This is a genomic window from Micromonospora violae (assembly GCF_004217135.1).
GTDB classification, from domain to species: Bacteria; Actinomycetota; Actinomycetes; order Mycobacteriales; family Micromonosporaceae; genus Micromonospora; species Micromonospora violae.
The window spans coordinates 4,467,163-4,481,540 of record NZ_SHKK01000001.1 but is presented as its reverse complement, the minus strand read 5'-3'; the positions used below and the strand labels follow the sequence as shown (position 1 = coordinate 4,481,540).

Genomic DNA, 14,378 nt, shown 5'->3' with positions numbered 1-14,378 from the left:
GGGGCGATACGGACGCGCCTTGTGGGAGCTACTTCACTCAGTTTCCGCCGGCGGATACCACCGGCTGGGAAACGCATACGGCGCGAGGTGGCACCGGTTACCCGGTGTCACCTCGCGCCGTCGATGCCCCGACCCGACGCCTCGGGTCAGCCGGCGGTCTCCGCGGGCACCCGCTCCTGACCGCCATCGGTCTTCTTGGCGTCCGGCTTGGCAGCCGCAGCGCCCTGCGCCGGCATCCCCGGGACGATGCCGGCGAGCCCGGAGAGCATCTGACCCAGCTGCGAGGTGACCGCGTCCTTCTGCCGGGTGAGGTCCTCGACCTCGCGGCGGGCGGCCTGCGTGGTCAGCTCGGCCTCGGTGCGAGCCTCGGTGAGCAGACGCTGCGACTCGGCCTTCGCCTCGTTGAGGGTCTTGTCCGCGTGCGCCTTGGCCTTGTCGATCGTCTCGGCGGCGTTGCGCTCAGACTCGACCCGCCGCGCCTCGGCCCGCTGCTCGATCTCCTTGGCCCGCTCCTGTGCGGCCCGGGCACGCTGCTCGGCCTCGCTGACCATCTTCTGGGTCTGCGCGACCTGGGCGGCGTGGCGCTCGGACTCCTCGCGCTCGGCCTTCTCCCGACGCTCGGCCAGCTGCAGCTCCAGGGCCTGGAGGTCCTTGTCGCGCTTGTCCCGCGCGTCGGTGAGCAGCTTGGTCGCCTCGGCGCGCTTCTCCTCAGCCTCGCGGGCCGCCTTCGCCCGCTGCTGGGTGATCTCCCGCTCGGCGGTGGCCCGGAGGGTGGCCACCTCCCGCTCGACGGTCGACTTCAGCTCGGCCACCTCGTGGGCGGTGACCGTACGCAGCTGCTTGGTCTCCCGGTCGGCGTCGGCGCGCAGCGTGTCAGCCTCGCGGCGGGCCTGCACCCGGACCTCGGCGGCCTCGCGCTCGGCGGCCGTACGCAGGTTGCCCGCCTCGCGCTCGGCGCTCGCCTTCATGGCGGCGGCCTCGGCGCGGGCCTTGTCGGTGATCTCACGGGCTTCGAGGCGGGCGGCGGAGAGGATGCCCTCCGACTCGCGCTTGGCCTCGTTGCGGTGGTCGTTGGCCTGCTCCTCGGCGAGCCGGAGGATCTGCTCAACGCGGGTGCCGAGCCCGGAGAGGGTGGGCCGGCTGTTCTCTTCGAGCTGCTTGTTCGTGTCGGTGAGCTTCTGCTCCAGCGCACTCATGCGCTGCTCGGCCTGGCGGAGCCGACGCTGGGCGTCGTTCATCCGCTGCTCGGCCTCGGCACGGGCCTGGTCGGACTGGGTCAGCGCGGCGGTCATCCGGCCGAGGAAGTCATCGACCTGATGGGTGTTGTATCCGCGCAGGCCAACGGTGAAATCTGGCTGCGAGTTCGCGTTATCGAAGAACGCGAGAGGGGAGGACTGCTGCTGGGGCATTGGGACATACTGGCAGACGCCCCAGGGTGCTTCGCAAGAGCGGTGCGCAGCTTTCATGCCCTCTTTACATGGTCAACTCCCCCGATCGACGAGGTTGGACCAATCCGCGATCTTGGCAGGTCCCGGCGGGTCGGACACCACGCAGCGTGACGCGGAAAAGGGCCCCGGGGTTACCCCGAGGCCCTTTGTTCGATCCGGGTGGGCTATCCGCTAATGGGGGCGGAAGAACAATGAGCGATCGGCGCAATGGTCATCCGGCGTTCCACCGTCCGGCCGGTACCGACGACGCCGGTCAGTGACCCCGGGGCCGGCGGCGCCGGTCAGTGACCCCGGAACCGGTTGATCGCGTCCTCGTGCTGGGCCCGCAACTCTCCGTCGCGTACGCCCAGTCCGTCGCGGGGGGCGAGGCAGCGCACCCCGACCTTGCCCTGGTGGGCGTTGCGGTGCACCTCGTACGCGGCCTGACCGGTCTGCTCCAACGGATAGCTGCGGGACACCGTCGGGTGCACCTTGCCGAGCGCGACCAGGCGGTTGGCCTGCCACGCCTCGTGGTAGTTGGCGAAGTGACTGCCGACGATCCGCTTGAGGTGCATCCACAGGTAGCGGTTGTCGTACTGGTGGTTGAAGCCGCTGGTGGAGGCGCAGGTGACGATGGTCCCGCCACGCCGGGCCACGTAGACGCTGGCCCCGAACGTCTCCCGACCCGGGTGCTCGAACACGATGTCCGGGTCCTCGCCGCTGGTCAGCTCGCGGATCCGTTCGCCGAAGCGCCGCCACTCGTCCGGGTCCTGGGTCTCCTCGTCCTTCCAGAAGCGGAAGCCCTCCGCGGCCCGGTCGATGACCAGCTCGGCACCCATCTTGCGGCACAGCTCGGCCTTCTCCGGTGAGGACACCACGCAGACCGGGATCGCGCCGCCGTTGAGCGCCATCTGCGTGGCGTACCCGCCGAGGCCGCCGGACGCGCCCCAGATCAGCACCACGTCACCCTGCTTCATGTTGGCGCCGTGGTGCGAGACGAGCTGCCGGTACGCGGTGGAGTTGACCAGCCCCGGGCTGGCCGCCTCCTCCCAGCTCAGGTGCCGCGGCTTGGGCATCAGCTGGTTGGCCTTGACCACCGCCATCTCGGCCAGCCCGCCGAAGTTGGTCTCGAAGCCCCAGATCCGCTGCTGCGGGTCGAGCATGGTGTCGTCGTGCCCGGCCGCGTCCTCCAGCTCGACGGAGAGGCAGTGCGCGACCACCTCGTCGCCGGGCGCCCAGCGGGTCACCCCGGGGCCGGTGCGCAACACCACGCCCGCCGCGTCCGAGCCGACCACGTGGTACGGCAGGTCGTGTCGGCGGGTCAGCTCGGAGACCCGGCCGTAGCGTTCCAGGAACCGGAAGGTGGGCAGCGGCTCGAAGATGCTGGTCCACACCGTGTTGTAGTTGATCGCGCTGGCCATCACCGCGATCAGCGCCTCACCCGGCGCCAGCTCCGGGGTCGGCACCTCCTGCACGTGCAGCGCCTTGCGCGGGTCCTTGTCCCGGGTGGCCATGCCGTCGAACATCCGGGCCTCCTCGGCGCGGACCACCACGCCTCGGTAGCTCTCCGGTACGGGCAGCCCGGCGACACCGGCGAGTTCGCGGTCCGGATCGTTCGATTCCTCCGCCGCCATGATCGCTTCGAGGATGTCCTGCACGGTGACCTCCGGTTCATCCGCACCCGTACGGGCCCGGGTGCTGCCATCGTCGGCGCCGGTGGGCACGACCGCCATGTCGGCATTCGACACATCCGGCACCGGTCGCGCTCCTGTGGGGCCGGACGTTACTGAACGGTAGCTAGGCCGGGAAGTCCTCTGTGAAAAACTGCATCCGCCGATGCGTGAAGCTGCCCGACCACCCCGCCAACCGCGCACTGACGTGCGCGCGCACTCCGCCACCCCCTGTTGATCAAGAGCTTTCGGTCACCTACGAGGCGCAGGATGACGCAAACCTCTTGATCAACAGGGGCGGCAGGGCGGTGGGGGCGGCGGTCAGTGGGTTGGGGGCAGTCGGTCAGTGGTTGGCGGGGGCGGGCTGGACCAGTTCGACGAGGACGCCACCGGCGTCCTTCGGGTGGACGAAGTTGATCCGGCTGTCCGCGGTGCCGCGGCGGGGAGCGTCGTAGAGCAGGCGCATCCCGCGCTCGCGCAGGGCCGCGCAGGCGGCGTCGATGTCCACCACGGTGTACGCGACCTGCTGGACGCCCGGCCCGTTGCGGTCCAGGAACTTCGCGATCGTCGACTCCGGGCTGAGCGGCGCGAGCAACTGCACGCAGCCGCCCTCGGTGGTCGGTCCGACGGCCAGCATCGCTTCCCGAACGCCCTGCTCGGCGTTGGTTTCCACGTGTACGCAGCGCATCCCGAACGTCCGCTGGTAGAAGTCGATCGCGGCGTCCAGGTCGGCCACGGCGATCCCAACGTGGTCAATCTTGCGAAGCCCGATGTCTGTGACGTAGTCCGCACCGGGCTCGACGGGGGAGTTCTCTGCCATGGCGCTAGTCTGGCCGAACAATCGTTAAGGCGTACAGCTCGGCACCCCCCTCGGAGGCAGGCATGGCTTCGGTGATCGTCAGCGGCGCGCGGACCCCCATGGGCCGGCTGCTGGGCAACCTCAAGGACCTCCCGGCCACGAAGCTCGGCGGGATCGCCATCAAGGCGGCTCTGGAGCGGGCCGGCGTCAGCCCGGACCAGGTCCAGTACGTGATCATGGGTCAGGTGTTGCAGGCCGGCGCCGGTCAGATCCCGGCTCGGCAGGCAGCGGTCGAGGCCGGCGTACCGATGTCCGTGCCGGCACTGACCATCAACAAGGTCTGCCTCTCCGGCCTGGACGCGATCGCCCTGGCCGACCAGCTGATCCGCGCCGGCGAGTTCGACATCGTGGTGGCCGGCGGCATGGAGTCGATGACCAACGCCCCGCACCTGCTGATGGGCCAGCGCACCGGCTACAAGTACGGCGACGTGGTGGTCAAGGACCACATGGCACACGACGGGCTCAGCGACGCCTGGGACTGCTGCTCGATGGGTGAGTCGACTGAGCGGCTCGGCGTCAAGCACAACATCACGCGTATGGAGCAGGACGCCTTCGCCGCCGCCAGCCACCAGCGGGCTGCCGCCGCCCAGAAGAACGGCCATTTCGCCGACGAGATCGCCCCGGTGGTCATCCCGCAGCGCAAGGGCGACCCCCTGGTGATCAGCGAGGACGAGGGCATCCGCCCGGACACCACCGTCGAATCGCTGGCCAAGTTGCGCCCCGCCTTCGCCAAGGACGGCACCATCACCGCCGGCAGCTCCTCGCCGATCTCCGACGGCGCCGCCGCGGTGCTGGTGATGAGCAAGGCCAAGGCGAGGGAGCTGGGGTTGACCTGGCTGGCCGAGATCGGTGCGCACGGCAACGTGGCGGGCCCGGACAACTCCCTGCACTCGCAGCCGTCCAACGCGATCAACCACGCCCTGAAGAAGGGCGGCCTGAGCGTGGCGGACCTGGACCTCATCGAAATCAACGAGGCGTTCGCGCAGGTCGGCATCCAGTCCACCAGGGACCTCGGGATCAGCCCGGACAAGGTCAACGTCAACGGCGGCGCGATCGCGCTGGGCCACCCGATCGGCATGTCCGGCGCCCGTCTCGTCCTCACCCTCGCCCTGGAGTTGAAGCGGCGCGGTGGCGGCACCGGCGCGGCGGCGCTCTGCGGCGGCGGTGGCCAGGGTGACGCGCTGATCATCCACGTGCCGGGCCAGTGAGCGGAGCGGCCGAGCAGGTTCCGGCAGCGGGCACCACGTCGGTGCGCCGCAGCCGGGACGTACCCCTGCTGGTCGAACGGGCCCGCGCGGGTGACCCCCGCGCGGTGGCCCGCCTGATCACGCTGGTGGAGAACGGCGACGCGCTGTTGCCGGCGATCGCTGCGGCGCTGGCGCCGTACGCCGGGCAGGCGCAGGTCGTCGGGTTGACCGGTTCACCGGGGGTGGGAAAGTCGACCACCACGAACGAGTTGGTCCGCGCGCTGCGGGCGCACGGGCACCGGGTCGGTGTGCTGGCGGTCGACCCGTCCAGCCCGTTCACCGGCGGCGCGATCCTGGGTGACCGGGTGCGGATGCAGGACCACGCCACCGATCCGGGCGTCTACATCCGGTCGATGTCCAGCCGGGGGCACCTCGGCGGGCTGGCCGCGGCGACGCCGCAGGCGGTCCGGGTGCTGGAGGGCGCCGGCTGCGACGTGGTGCTGGTGGAGACCGTCGGCGTCGGGCAGGCCGAGGTGGAGGTCGCCTCGCTGGCCGACACGACGCTGGTGCTGCTCGCGCCCGGAATGGGCGACGCGATCCAGGCGGTCAAGGCCGGCATCCTGGAGATCGCCGACGTGTTCGTCGTGAACAAGGCCGACCGGGACGGCGCCGACGCCACCGTCCGGGACATCCAGGGCATGATCGCTCTCGGTGAGCGCGGGCCGGGGCAGTGGCGGCCGCAGGTGGTCCGGTCGGTCGCCGCGCGCGGCGAGGGCATCGACGACATCGCCGCCGCCATCGACAAGCACCGGGGTTGGCTGGTCGAGCACGGCGAGCTGCGCCGCCGCCAGGAGGCGCGGGCCGCCGCCGAGATCGAGGCGATCGCGCTCGGCACCCTGCGCGCCCGGATCGGCTCACTACGCGACGGTACGGAGTTGTCCACGCTGGCCACGAAGGTCGCCGAGGGCGCGATCGACCCGTACACGGCGGCCGACGAACTGCTCGCCCAGCTCGCTCGCTGATCCGGGGACTGCCGGCGGGACCGCCGCCGGTGAGCGGCGACGGCCGCGCGTCAGGTGAGTCCACGTGCAGTGGTCCCGGCGGCCGGTCCACAGGGTGCTCCGGCTGACCCGCCAAACTGGACGTACTTTCCGGCGGCCTCGCCCCCGCACCGGCGGCGCGTCGCGTGCCCGGAAGCGAAGGTCGCTCCGGTTTTAGTAGGCTCGCGGCGCGTGGCCGGGGAGCGAGGCTGGCCCGCGGCGGGCTGACGACACGATCGGTCCACAATGTGCCGGACCAGGGGAGATGTGATCATGACGGACGCGGTGGAGAACGCCGGTACGGTGCCGCCCGCGACGGGCGACGCCCGGGGTGGCACGTTGGTCTCCGATGAGGTCGTGGAGAAGATCGCCGGTGCCGCCGCTCGTTCGGTGCCCGGCGTCGCCGATCTCGGCGGTGATGTGGCCCGGTTCTTCAACAGCATCCTGGACAAGGTCGGTCTGGACGAGGCGGGCGACGCCCGTCGAGGCATCTCGGCTGACGTGAAGGGCACCTCGGCGGTCATCAATGTCGTTCTGGTGATCGACGCCGGTCGGGTCGTGTCCGACGTGACCGAGGCGGTGCGGGTCGCGGTGATCGAGGCCGTGGAGAAGTACGGCCTGACGGTCACCCAGGTCAACATCACGGTGGACGACATCGAACTGAACCAGCCCGGGGCAGCCGGCGCCTGAGGCGTCGACGCGGTGACGCGAGCAGTAGGGGAGCGGCTGTGGACCACGAGATGACGCAGGAGTTGGCCGCGACGTCGGTGCCGGCCGGCGGAACGACGAAGGTCGCCGACGAGGTGGTCGAGAAGATCGCCGTCGCGGCGGCCAGGGCGGTGCCCGGGGTGGTCGAGCTGGGCGGGGACGTCGCCCGGTTCTTCAACGCGGTTTTCGACCGGGTCGGGCTGGACCAGCTGGGCGACGCCCGCCGGGGCTGCTCGGCCTACGTGACCGGGGACGCCGCCGTGATCAACCTGGTGCTGGTGACCGAGGCCGGTCGCCCGGTGCCGGAGATCACCGGCGAGGTGCGCGCCCAGGTGACGGAGGCGGTCGAGGCGTACGGGTTGCGGGTCGACGAGGTCAACATCCGTGTCGACGACGTGACGATCGGTGACCCCGCGACCACAACCCCGGCCTGAGAGATACAAGACGGGTCCCGCGCCGCCTTTTTTTCTGCGTCGATCATGGAGTTGTGGTGGCCGGTTTGGCCCCGGCGGCGGGATTTGTGCACCACCACAACTCCATGATCGACGCGGTTCGGCCGTTACCCGTCGGTAGGCAGTGACTTAGCGATCGTTCAGGTATGGGCTCTACACTCGACGTGCTAGTCGAGGAACCGAGGAGGAGCCCTGCTCATGGACGCCGACGAGATCGACGCCGGACGGGCGCGCTGGCAGGCCCGGTACGACGCCGCGCGCAAGCGGGATGCGGACTTCACCACGCTCTCCGGGATGCCGGTCGAGCCGGTGTACGGGCCGCCGGAGGGCGTCAGTTACCCGGGCTTCGAACGGATCGGCTGGCCGGGCGAGTATCCGTACACCAGGGGTTTGTATCCGACCGGCTACCGCGGGCGGACCTGGACGATCCGGCAGTTCGCCGGCTTCGGCAACGCCCAGCAGACCAACGAGCGTTACAAGATGATCCTCGGCGCCGGTGGCGGCGGCCTCTCGGTCGCGTTCGACATGCCGACGCTGATGGGCCGCGACTCGGACGACCCGCAGGCGCTCGGCGAGGTCGGGCACTGCGGGGTGGCCATCGACACCGCCACCGACATGCAGGTGCTCTTCGACGGCATCGACCTGGCCGGCGTCACCACCTCGATGACCATCTCCGGTCCGGCGGTGCCGGTGTTCTGCATGTACCTGGTCGCCGCCGAGCGGCAGGGCGCCGATCTGTCCAAGCTGGACGGCACCCTGCAGACCGACATCTTCAAGGAGTACATCGCGCAGAAGGAGTGGCTCTTCGACCCGGAGCCGCACCTGCGCCTGATCGGCGACCTGATGGAGTACTGCGCCGCCGAGATTCCGCGCTACAAGCCGCTGTCGGTCTCCGGTTACCACATCCGCGAGGCCGGCTCGACCGCCGCGCAGGAGTTGGCGTACACCCTGGCGGACGGCTTCGGCTACGTCGAGCTGGGTCTCTCGCGCGGGCTGGACGTGAACGTCTTCGCGCCGGGGCTGAGCTTCTTCTTCGACTCGCACCTCGACTTCTTCGAGGAGATCGCCAAGTTCCGTGCCGCCCGCCGGATCTGGGCCCGCTGGCTGCGCGACGTCTACGGCGCGACCAGCGAGAAGGCCCTGTGGCTGCGGTTCCACACGCAGACCGCCGGGGTGTCGCTGACCGCGCAGCAGCCGGTCAACAATGTCGTACGGACCGCCGTCGAGGCGCTCGCGGCGGTGCTCGGCGGAACGAACTCGCTGCACACCAACGCGTTGGACGAGACGCTGGCGCTGCCCACCGACGAGTCGGCCGAGATCGCCCTGCGTACCCAGCAGGTGCTGATGGAGGAGACCGGTGTGGTCAACGTGGCCGACCCGCTCGGTGGCTCCTGGTACGTCGAGGCGCTGACCGACAAGATCGAGGCCGAGGCGGAGGAGATCTTCGCCCGAATCCGGCAGCTCGGGGGCGACGGGCCGCATCAGATCGGCCCGATGACCTCGGGCATCCTGCGTGGCATCGAGGACGGCTGGTTCACCGGGCACATCGCCGAGTCGGCCTTCGTCTACCAGCAGGCCCTCGAGAAGGGCGACAAAAAGATCGTCGGGGTCAACTGCCACACCGGCACGGTCGCCAAGGAGCTGGAGATCCTGCGCATCTCGCACGAGGTGGAGGTGGAACAGCGCCGGGTGCTCGCCGAGCGCAAGAGCGCGCGGGACTCCGCGGCGGTCCGTGCGGCGCTGACCCGGATGATCGAGGCGAGCCGTACCGACGAGAACATGATCCCCGCCATGCTCGACGCCGTCCGCGCCGAGGCCACGCTGGGCGAGATCTGCGACGCCCTACGGGCCGAATGGGGCACCTACCGGGAGCCGGCCCGCTTCTGACCCCCCACCCCACCCTCACCCCCGTCGATCGTGCGGGTCTGGCGGCGACGCAAGGCATAAATGCGGCGTATCGGTGACAGAACGCGCACGATCGCGGGGGTCGAGGGCCGAGGTGAGAGTTGCAACGTCGGGGTTGCGGGTGAGCTGAGATCGGGGGCTCACGTGCGAGACTAGGTAACCATGAGCGACCCACGGATCACCTCGTCGATCTTCACCCGCGGCGCGGTCGACCTCAGCACGCTGCGTGGCCCCGCACCAGCCAGTACCCGCCCCGGCACACCCCCGCAGGCCGGCCCGTCCAACGGTGCCACCGGCGCGCCCACCCCCGGCGGTGAGACCGCCATCGTGGACGTCACCGAGGCGACCATCCAGTCCGACGTGCTCGAACGCTCGATGGCCATGCCCGTCGTGGTGTTCTTCGGTGCGGCCGGCTTCCCGGAGAGCGACGAGTTCGCCCCGGTCCTGGAGCGGCTGAACGCCGAGGGCGGCGGCACCTGGGTGCTGGCCCGGGTCGACGTGCAGGAAAACCCCCGAATCGCCCAGATGTTCCGGGTCCAGGGCATTCCCATGGTCTACGCGGTCGTCGGCGGCCAGCCGGTCGACGCCTTCTCCGGAGTGGTGCCCGAGGCGCAGCTGCGGCAGTGGATTCAGGCCGTACTCAAGGCCGGCGGCGTGACCGTCGCCGAGCCGGAGGACCCCCGCCTCGACGAGGCGGATGACGCGCTGATGAGCGGCGATCTGGACGCCGCCGAGCAGGCGTACCGGAAGATCCTGGCCGACGCCCCGGCGGACGCCGCGGCCACCGCGGGGCTGGCTCAGGTCGGGGTCGCCCGACGGGTGGCCGGCGCCGACCCGTCGACCGCGCTGGCCGCCGCCGAGAGCGCCCCCGACGACGTCGCCGCCCAACTGCTGGCCGCCGACATCGAGGTGCTCAGCGGCCTGGCCGAGCAGGCGTACGCGCGGCTCGTCGGTCTGGTCCGGCGCACCGCCGGCGAAGACCGCGAGACGGCTCGCCAACACCTGGTCTCGCTGTTCTCCATCGCCGGCCCGGACGACCCGGCCGTCGCCTCGGCGCGTCGGGCCCTGGCCAGCGCCCTGTTCTGAGTTCGTAGCACGCCAGCGCGGGCCGGCGTTCCGGCCGGCCCGCCCGACCACCGAGGACGGGAGCTCATGATGCGCCGGATCGCCGTCCTCGACGCGCCGACAAATCTCGGTCTACGGCCGCCGACACCCACGTCCGTCCCGGGTTGCGCCAAGGCACCCGGGGCGCTGCGCGACCACGACCTGCTGGCCCGGCTCCGGGCCCGCGACGCCGGCTGCGTCACCCCCGCCCGGTACGACCCGGGCGACTGGCGGCCCGGCGACGGGGTGTGCCACGCCCGGGAGATCGCCGACTACTCCCTGGCCCTCGCCGAACGCATCGGCTCGATCATCGACCGGGGTGAGTTCCCGGTGGTGCTCGGGGGCGACTGCTCCGTGCTCCTCGGCTCCGCCCTGGCCATGCACCGACTGGGCGAGGCCGTCGGCGGGCGCATCGGCCTGGTCTTCGTCGACGGGCACTCCGACTTCCGGCACCCCGGCAACGCCTCCTACGTCGGCGCGGCGGCCGGTGAGGACCTGGCCCTGGTCACCGGGCGAGGGCAGGCCGACCTGGCCGCGCTGGAGGGCCGTCGGCCCTACTTCCGTGACATCGACGTGGTGGTGCTCGGCATCCGCGCACAGGACGAATACCGGCTCGACCTCCAAGCCGCCGGAATCACCACCCGGCCGGTGCCGGCGCTACGTGCCGAAGGTGCCGCGCGGACGGCCCAGTGGGCGCACGAGCAACTCGCCGACTGCGCCGGCTACTGGGTGCACATCGACGTGGACGTGCTCGACCCTGCGGTGATGCCCGCCGTCGACGCCCCCGACCCAGGTGGGATCGCCTTCGCCGAGCTGGAGATCCTGCTCGCCGGCCTGGTCGACACCCCGCACTGCCTCGGCGTGGAGCTGACCGTCTTCGACCCCGACTACGACCCGGACGGCTCGTACGCGGCCGAAATCGTCAACACCGTGGTCGCCGGTCTGGCACCGGTGACCGCCCCGGAGGCCGTGCCGCCCCGGCTGCTGTCGGCCCGGCCCACGCCCAGCCCTCGGCGCGCCAGCGGCCGGAGCGCCACCGCCACTGAGCGTCCCGAGCGGCTCGCTGGGCTGGCTGGGCTCGACGGGCTCGATCGGGTTGCGGGGGTTGTGGGGCTTGACGGCGCGGAGCGGGTTGCGGGGCTTGACGGGGTCGCTGACGTCGACTCCGACAGTGTCGGCTCTGGCGCTCTCGGGTCTGGTGCTCTCGGTTCTGCCGGTGTCGGGCCTGCTGGCGTCGGCGCTTCTGGCGTCGGCGCGTCTGGTCTCGGTCCGTCGGTGAGCGCGGTGCCGCACGACGTCGCGGCCCAATCGGTCCTGCCTGAGCCACCGAGCAGCGCCGCGACGGCGGCCGAGGCGGAGTCACCCGACACTGGCGGGCGGGCCCACACCGAGCCGTCGGGCGTCGCGCCCCTGGTCGACCGCGAACCGGTCGGCCCACCCGCGTCGGCCGGTCCAGGTCTGCTCCGACGTACGTCTCCGCCGGCGTAGATCCCGTTCAAAAGGCGCAAAGCCGACACTGCCTGACCCGGACCCGGCCGCCCAGTCCCTTGGCGGTCCGGCCTTCGGTCACGCAGCCCCCGGCCGCCCGGCCTTGATCGACTCGATATCAAGGAAACCGCGGTGTCCGGGTGGCTTGGATACCGCGGTTTCCGGAAAGCTGAGTGGATCAAGGCCGGGCGCCGACCGAGTGGCGGCCCGAGTGGATCAAGGCCGAGCGGTGGGCGGCGTTGCGCGGGTGGATCAAGCCGGGCGGAGGCCGGGCGGAGGCTGGGCGGCGGCCGGGGAGGTCGAGGTCAGGTGGTCGGGAGGGCGCGGAGGAAGCGCTCGGCGATCGGCACGGCGGAGGCCGTGCTGGCTCCGCCCCTCTCGACGAAGACGGCGAACGCCACGTCACCCCGCCAGCCGACGAACCAGGCGTGGGTGTGGGCCGGGTTGTTGTCGTACTCGGCGGTGCCGGTCTTGCCGTACACCTCGCCTGGAACATCCTTGAGCGCGCTGCCGGTGCCGGTGGTGATCACCTCGCGCATCATGGTGCGCAGCGCTTCGACGGATGCTGGCTTGAGTTGTTCACCAGCCGGGGCCGGGGTGGCCGGTGCCGGGTCGATCAGCAGCTTCGGCTGCTCGAAGTGGCCGCGGGCGACGGCGGCGGTGGCGCCGGCCATGGCGAGCGGGCTGACCAGCGTGGTGCCCTGCCCGAACGACGCCGCGGCCTGCTCGGCCGGGCTGCCGCCGGTCGACACCTTGCCGGTGAAGGCGTCCGTGCCGAGGTCCCACTGACCCTCCAGGCCCAGCGAGCGGCCGGCGGCGGCCAGCCCGTCGCCGCCGAGCTTCGGCGCCAGCGCGGCGAACGCGGTGTTGCAGGACTTGGCGAAGTCGGTGCGGAACGGCACCGAGCCGAGCTCGAAGTTGTCCGAGTTCTTGAAGGACCGGCCGTCCACGGTGAAGGTCTTCTTGCAGTCCACCGGCCCGTCCAGGGTGACCGCGCCCCGGTCCAGCAGGCCCAGCGCGCTGACCATCTTGAACGTGGAGCCCGGGGGCACCTGGGCGTTGAAGGCCAGATTCTCCCCGGCCGGGCCGGGGCCGTTCGCCGCGGCGAGCACGGTGCCGTCGCTGATCCGGAGCGCCACCAGGGCGGATCGGCGCGACTCGCCGCGCAGCGCCCCGTCGGCCGCGTTCTGGACGGCGACGTCCAGCGTGGTCTTCAGCGGCTGCCCGGGCTGCGGCTCCCGACGGAACAGTTCGGTGCCGGTGGGTTCGAGTTTGCCGTCCTCGGCCGGGCGCTCGACCACCACGGTCAGCCCGGGGCCGCCGCGCAGCCGTTCGTCGTAGCGACCCTGGAGCCCGCCGTGCCCGACCAGGTCGCCGACGACGTACCGGTCGGGGTGTGCGGCGAGGTCGTCGGCCTGCGCCGGGTCGACGGTGCCGAGCACCGCCCGGGCGAACTCACGGGTGGGCGCCAGATCGATCTTGTCGGAGATGAACTTGGTGCCGGGCAGGTCGTAGATCCGGGGTTTGATCTGCCGGTACGCCTCCTCGCGCAACGACACCACCTCGACGAAGGCGCCCGGCTCGGCCTTGGCCACCCGCTCGGGCAGGTCGGCCAGGTCGACGCCGGGGACCAGCGCCGGGCGAATGGCCTTGAACGCCGCGTCGAGGTCCTTGACGAGCTTCTTGAGGTCGGCGACGCCGTTGGGCTGCACACCCACCCGCACCACCGGGCGCGGGGTCACGAGCGGCTTCCCCGCGTTGTCCAACACCGCGGCGCGGGCCCCGACGTCGCGGCGCAGCGCCAACCGGTCACCCTTGGTGAGCTGCTCGTGCACCACCGTCGGCTCCCAGATCACCTGCCACTGGTCGTCGTCGCCGTGGGCGAGCCGCACCTCCCGGTCGTACGCCCAGCGGGTCTGACCGGGCAGGGTCCACTCCACCTGGACCGTCGTGGTCGCGATGTCCTTGGTGATCTTCGGCTCGCCGCGACGGGTCAGCGTGGGCGGGGTGGCGGCCAGCTCACCGGAGAGGTCCTTGATCTCGCGAGCCACGTCGGCTGACGGCAGTTTCGCGCCGAGCGGGTCGATCATGCCGACCGCCTGGAGGTCACCGCTGCGCCAACCCGCGAGGAAGGCGTCGAGGGTGCGTTGCGGCCCGTCGTCACCCGAGCAACCGACCAGGACGCCCGCCGCGAGCAGCGCCGTGGTGGCGGCGGCGGCCAGGCGGCGGGCGGGGTTCGGCCGATGGGGCCGGGGGTACGACAAGGCCATGAAGCTGGTCCTTCCGATCTTTGACTGCCCCCGCACGGTAGTACGCGAAGAGCGTCCCCAACGTCCCCAGGTGCTCAGCCGCGCTCAAAGACGCGGGCTACCCGTGTGATGAACATCGCGTGGCGGGGTATCCCGCAGCCGGCCAACCTCGGACCCGCAACGGGTGAAAGGACAAAGTCCCGATCCGGACGTCTGGTCAGTGGTCCGCCGACGAAGGCGCAGAACGGCAGGGCCTAGGCTGGGCGGCAGAGTGACCCACAACGCGGTG

Annotated in this window: 11 protein-coding genes; 7 read left to right on the top strand and 4 right to left on the bottom strand. The window is 71.3% G+C overall.

From position 1 onward, the window contains the following. Window positions 1–146: 146 nt before the first annotated feature. From EV382_RS19860 to mce, 3 genes are all read right to left on the bottom strand, one after another. Complete coding sequence (locus EV382_RS19860; protein WP_130404042.1) at window positions 147–1,409, bottom strand: DivIVA domain-containing protein; 1,263 nt, start codon at window positions 1,407–1,409, stop codon at window positions 147–149. A 320-nt stretch (window positions 1,410–1,729) separates the two neighbouring features. Further along, entirely contained in the window at window positions 1,730–3,085 is a 1,356-nt protein-coding gene (ccrA, locus tag EV382_RS19855; RefSeq protein ID WP_130409019.1) for a crotonyl-CoA carboxylase/reductase, read from the bottom strand. Between the two features lie 355 nt (window positions 3,086–3,440). Further along, entirely contained in the window at window positions 3,441–3,917 is a 477-nt protein-coding gene (mce, locus tag EV382_RS19850; protein WP_130404040.1) for a methylmalonyl-CoA epimerase, read from the bottom strand. A 62-nt stretch (window positions 3,918–3,979) separates the two neighbouring features. Here mce and EV382_RS19845 point away from each other — a divergent pair, with 62 nt between their 5' ends. The 7 genes from EV382_RS19845 (at window position 3,980) to EV382_RS19815 (ending at window position 11,840) form a co-directional block, all read left to right on the top strand. Continuing rightward, window positions 3,980–5,164 carry an acetyl-CoA C-acetyltransferase gene (locus EV382_RS19845; protein WP_130404038.1) on the top strand — a complete coding sequence of 395 codons (1,185 nt, stop codon included), beginning with the start codon at window positions 3,980–3,982 and terminating at the stop codon, window positions 5,162–5,164. Next, window positions 5,161–6,165: a methylmalonyl Co-A mutase-associated GTPase MeaB gene (meaB, locus tag EV382_RS19840; RefSeq protein WP_130404036.1), complete on the top strand. Its 1,005-nt coding sequence runs from the start codon at window positions 5,161–5,163 to the stop codon at window positions 6,163–6,165. Before EV382_RS19845 ends, meaB begins: the two co-directional genes overlap by 4 nt. 291 nt (window positions 6,166–6,456) lie before the next feature. Beyond that, on the top strand, window positions 6,457–6,873 hold the full coding sequence (locus EV382_RS19835; protein ID WP_130404034.1) for an Asp23/Gls24 family envelope stress response protein: 417 nt from the start codon (window positions 6,457–6,459) through the stop codon (window positions 6,871–6,873). Between the two features lie 38 nt (window positions 6,874–6,911). Then, window positions 6,912–7,325 (top strand): Asp23/Gls24 family envelope stress response protein, encoded by a 414-nt coding sequence (locus EV382_RS19830; protein WP_130404032.1) that lies wholly within the window; start codon window positions 6,912–6,914, stop codon window positions 7,323–7,325. Between the two features lie 216 nt (window positions 7,326–7,541). Continuing rightward, window positions 7,542–9,230 carry a coenzyme B12-dependent isobutyryl-CoA mutase large subunit gene (icmA, locus tag EV382_RS19825; RefSeq protein ID WP_130404030.1) on the top strand — a complete coding sequence of 563 codons (1,689 nt, stop codon included), beginning with the start codon at window positions 7,542–7,544 and terminating at the stop codon, window positions 9,228–9,230. 180 nt (window positions 9,231–9,410) lie between these two features. Continuing rightward, a complete protein-coding gene (locus tag EV382_RS19820) occupies window positions 9,411–10,334 on the top strand; it encodes a tetratricopeptide repeat protein (RefSeq protein WP_130404028.1) in 924 nt (307 codons plus the stop codon). A 66-nt stretch (window positions 10,335–10,400) separates the two neighbouring features. After that, window positions 10,401–11,840: an arginase family protein gene (locus tag EV382_RS19815; protein WP_130404026.1), complete on the top strand. Its 1,440-nt coding sequence runs from the start codon at window positions 10,401–10,403 to the stop codon at window positions 11,838–11,840. Window positions 11,841–12,145: 305 nt separating this feature from the next. Here EV382_RS19815 and EV382_RS19810 read toward each other — a convergent pair whose 3' ends face one another. Next, complete coding sequence (locus EV382_RS19810) at window positions 12,146–14,110, bottom strand: penicillin-binding transpeptidase domain-containing protein (RefSeq protein WP_130404024.1); 1,965 nt, start codon at window positions 14,108–14,110, stop codon at window positions 12,146–12,148. Window positions 14,111–14,378 lie beyond the last annotated feature (268 nt).

Bases quoted from the DNA above. Each gene is read 5' to 3' on its own strand.
- EV382_RS19860 (WP_130404042.1), bottom strand. From the start codon at position 1,409: ATGCCCCAGCAGCAGTCCTCCCCTCTCGCGTTCTTCGATAACGCGAAC.
- mce (WP_130404040.1), bottom strand. From the start codon at position 3,917: ATGGCAGAGAACTCCCCCGTCGAGCCCGGTGCGGACTACGTCACAGAC.
- EV382_RS19845 (WP_130404038.1), top strand. From the start codon at position 3,980: ATGGCTTCGGTGATCGTCAGCGGCGCGCGGACCCCCATGGGCCGGCTG.
- EV382_RS19835 (WP_130404034.1), top strand. From the start codon at position 6,457: ATGACGGACGCGGTGGAGAACGCCGGTACGGTGCCGCCCGCGACGGGC.
- icmA (WP_130404030.1), top strand. From the start codon at position 7,542: ATGGACGCCGACGAGATCGACGCCGGACGGGCGCGCTGGCAGGCCCGG.
- EV382_RS19820 (WP_130404028.1), top strand. From the start codon at position 9,411: ATGAGCGACCCACGGATCACCTCGTCGATCTTCACCCGCGGCGCGGTC.
- EV382_RS19815 (WP_130404026.1), top strand. From the start codon at position 10,401: ATGATGCGCCGGATCGCCGTCCTCGACGCGCCGACAAATCTCGGTCTA.
- EV382_RS19810 (WP_130404024.1), bottom strand. From the start codon at position 14,110: ATGGCCTTGTCGTACCCCCGGCCCCATCGGCCGAACCCCGCCCGCCGC.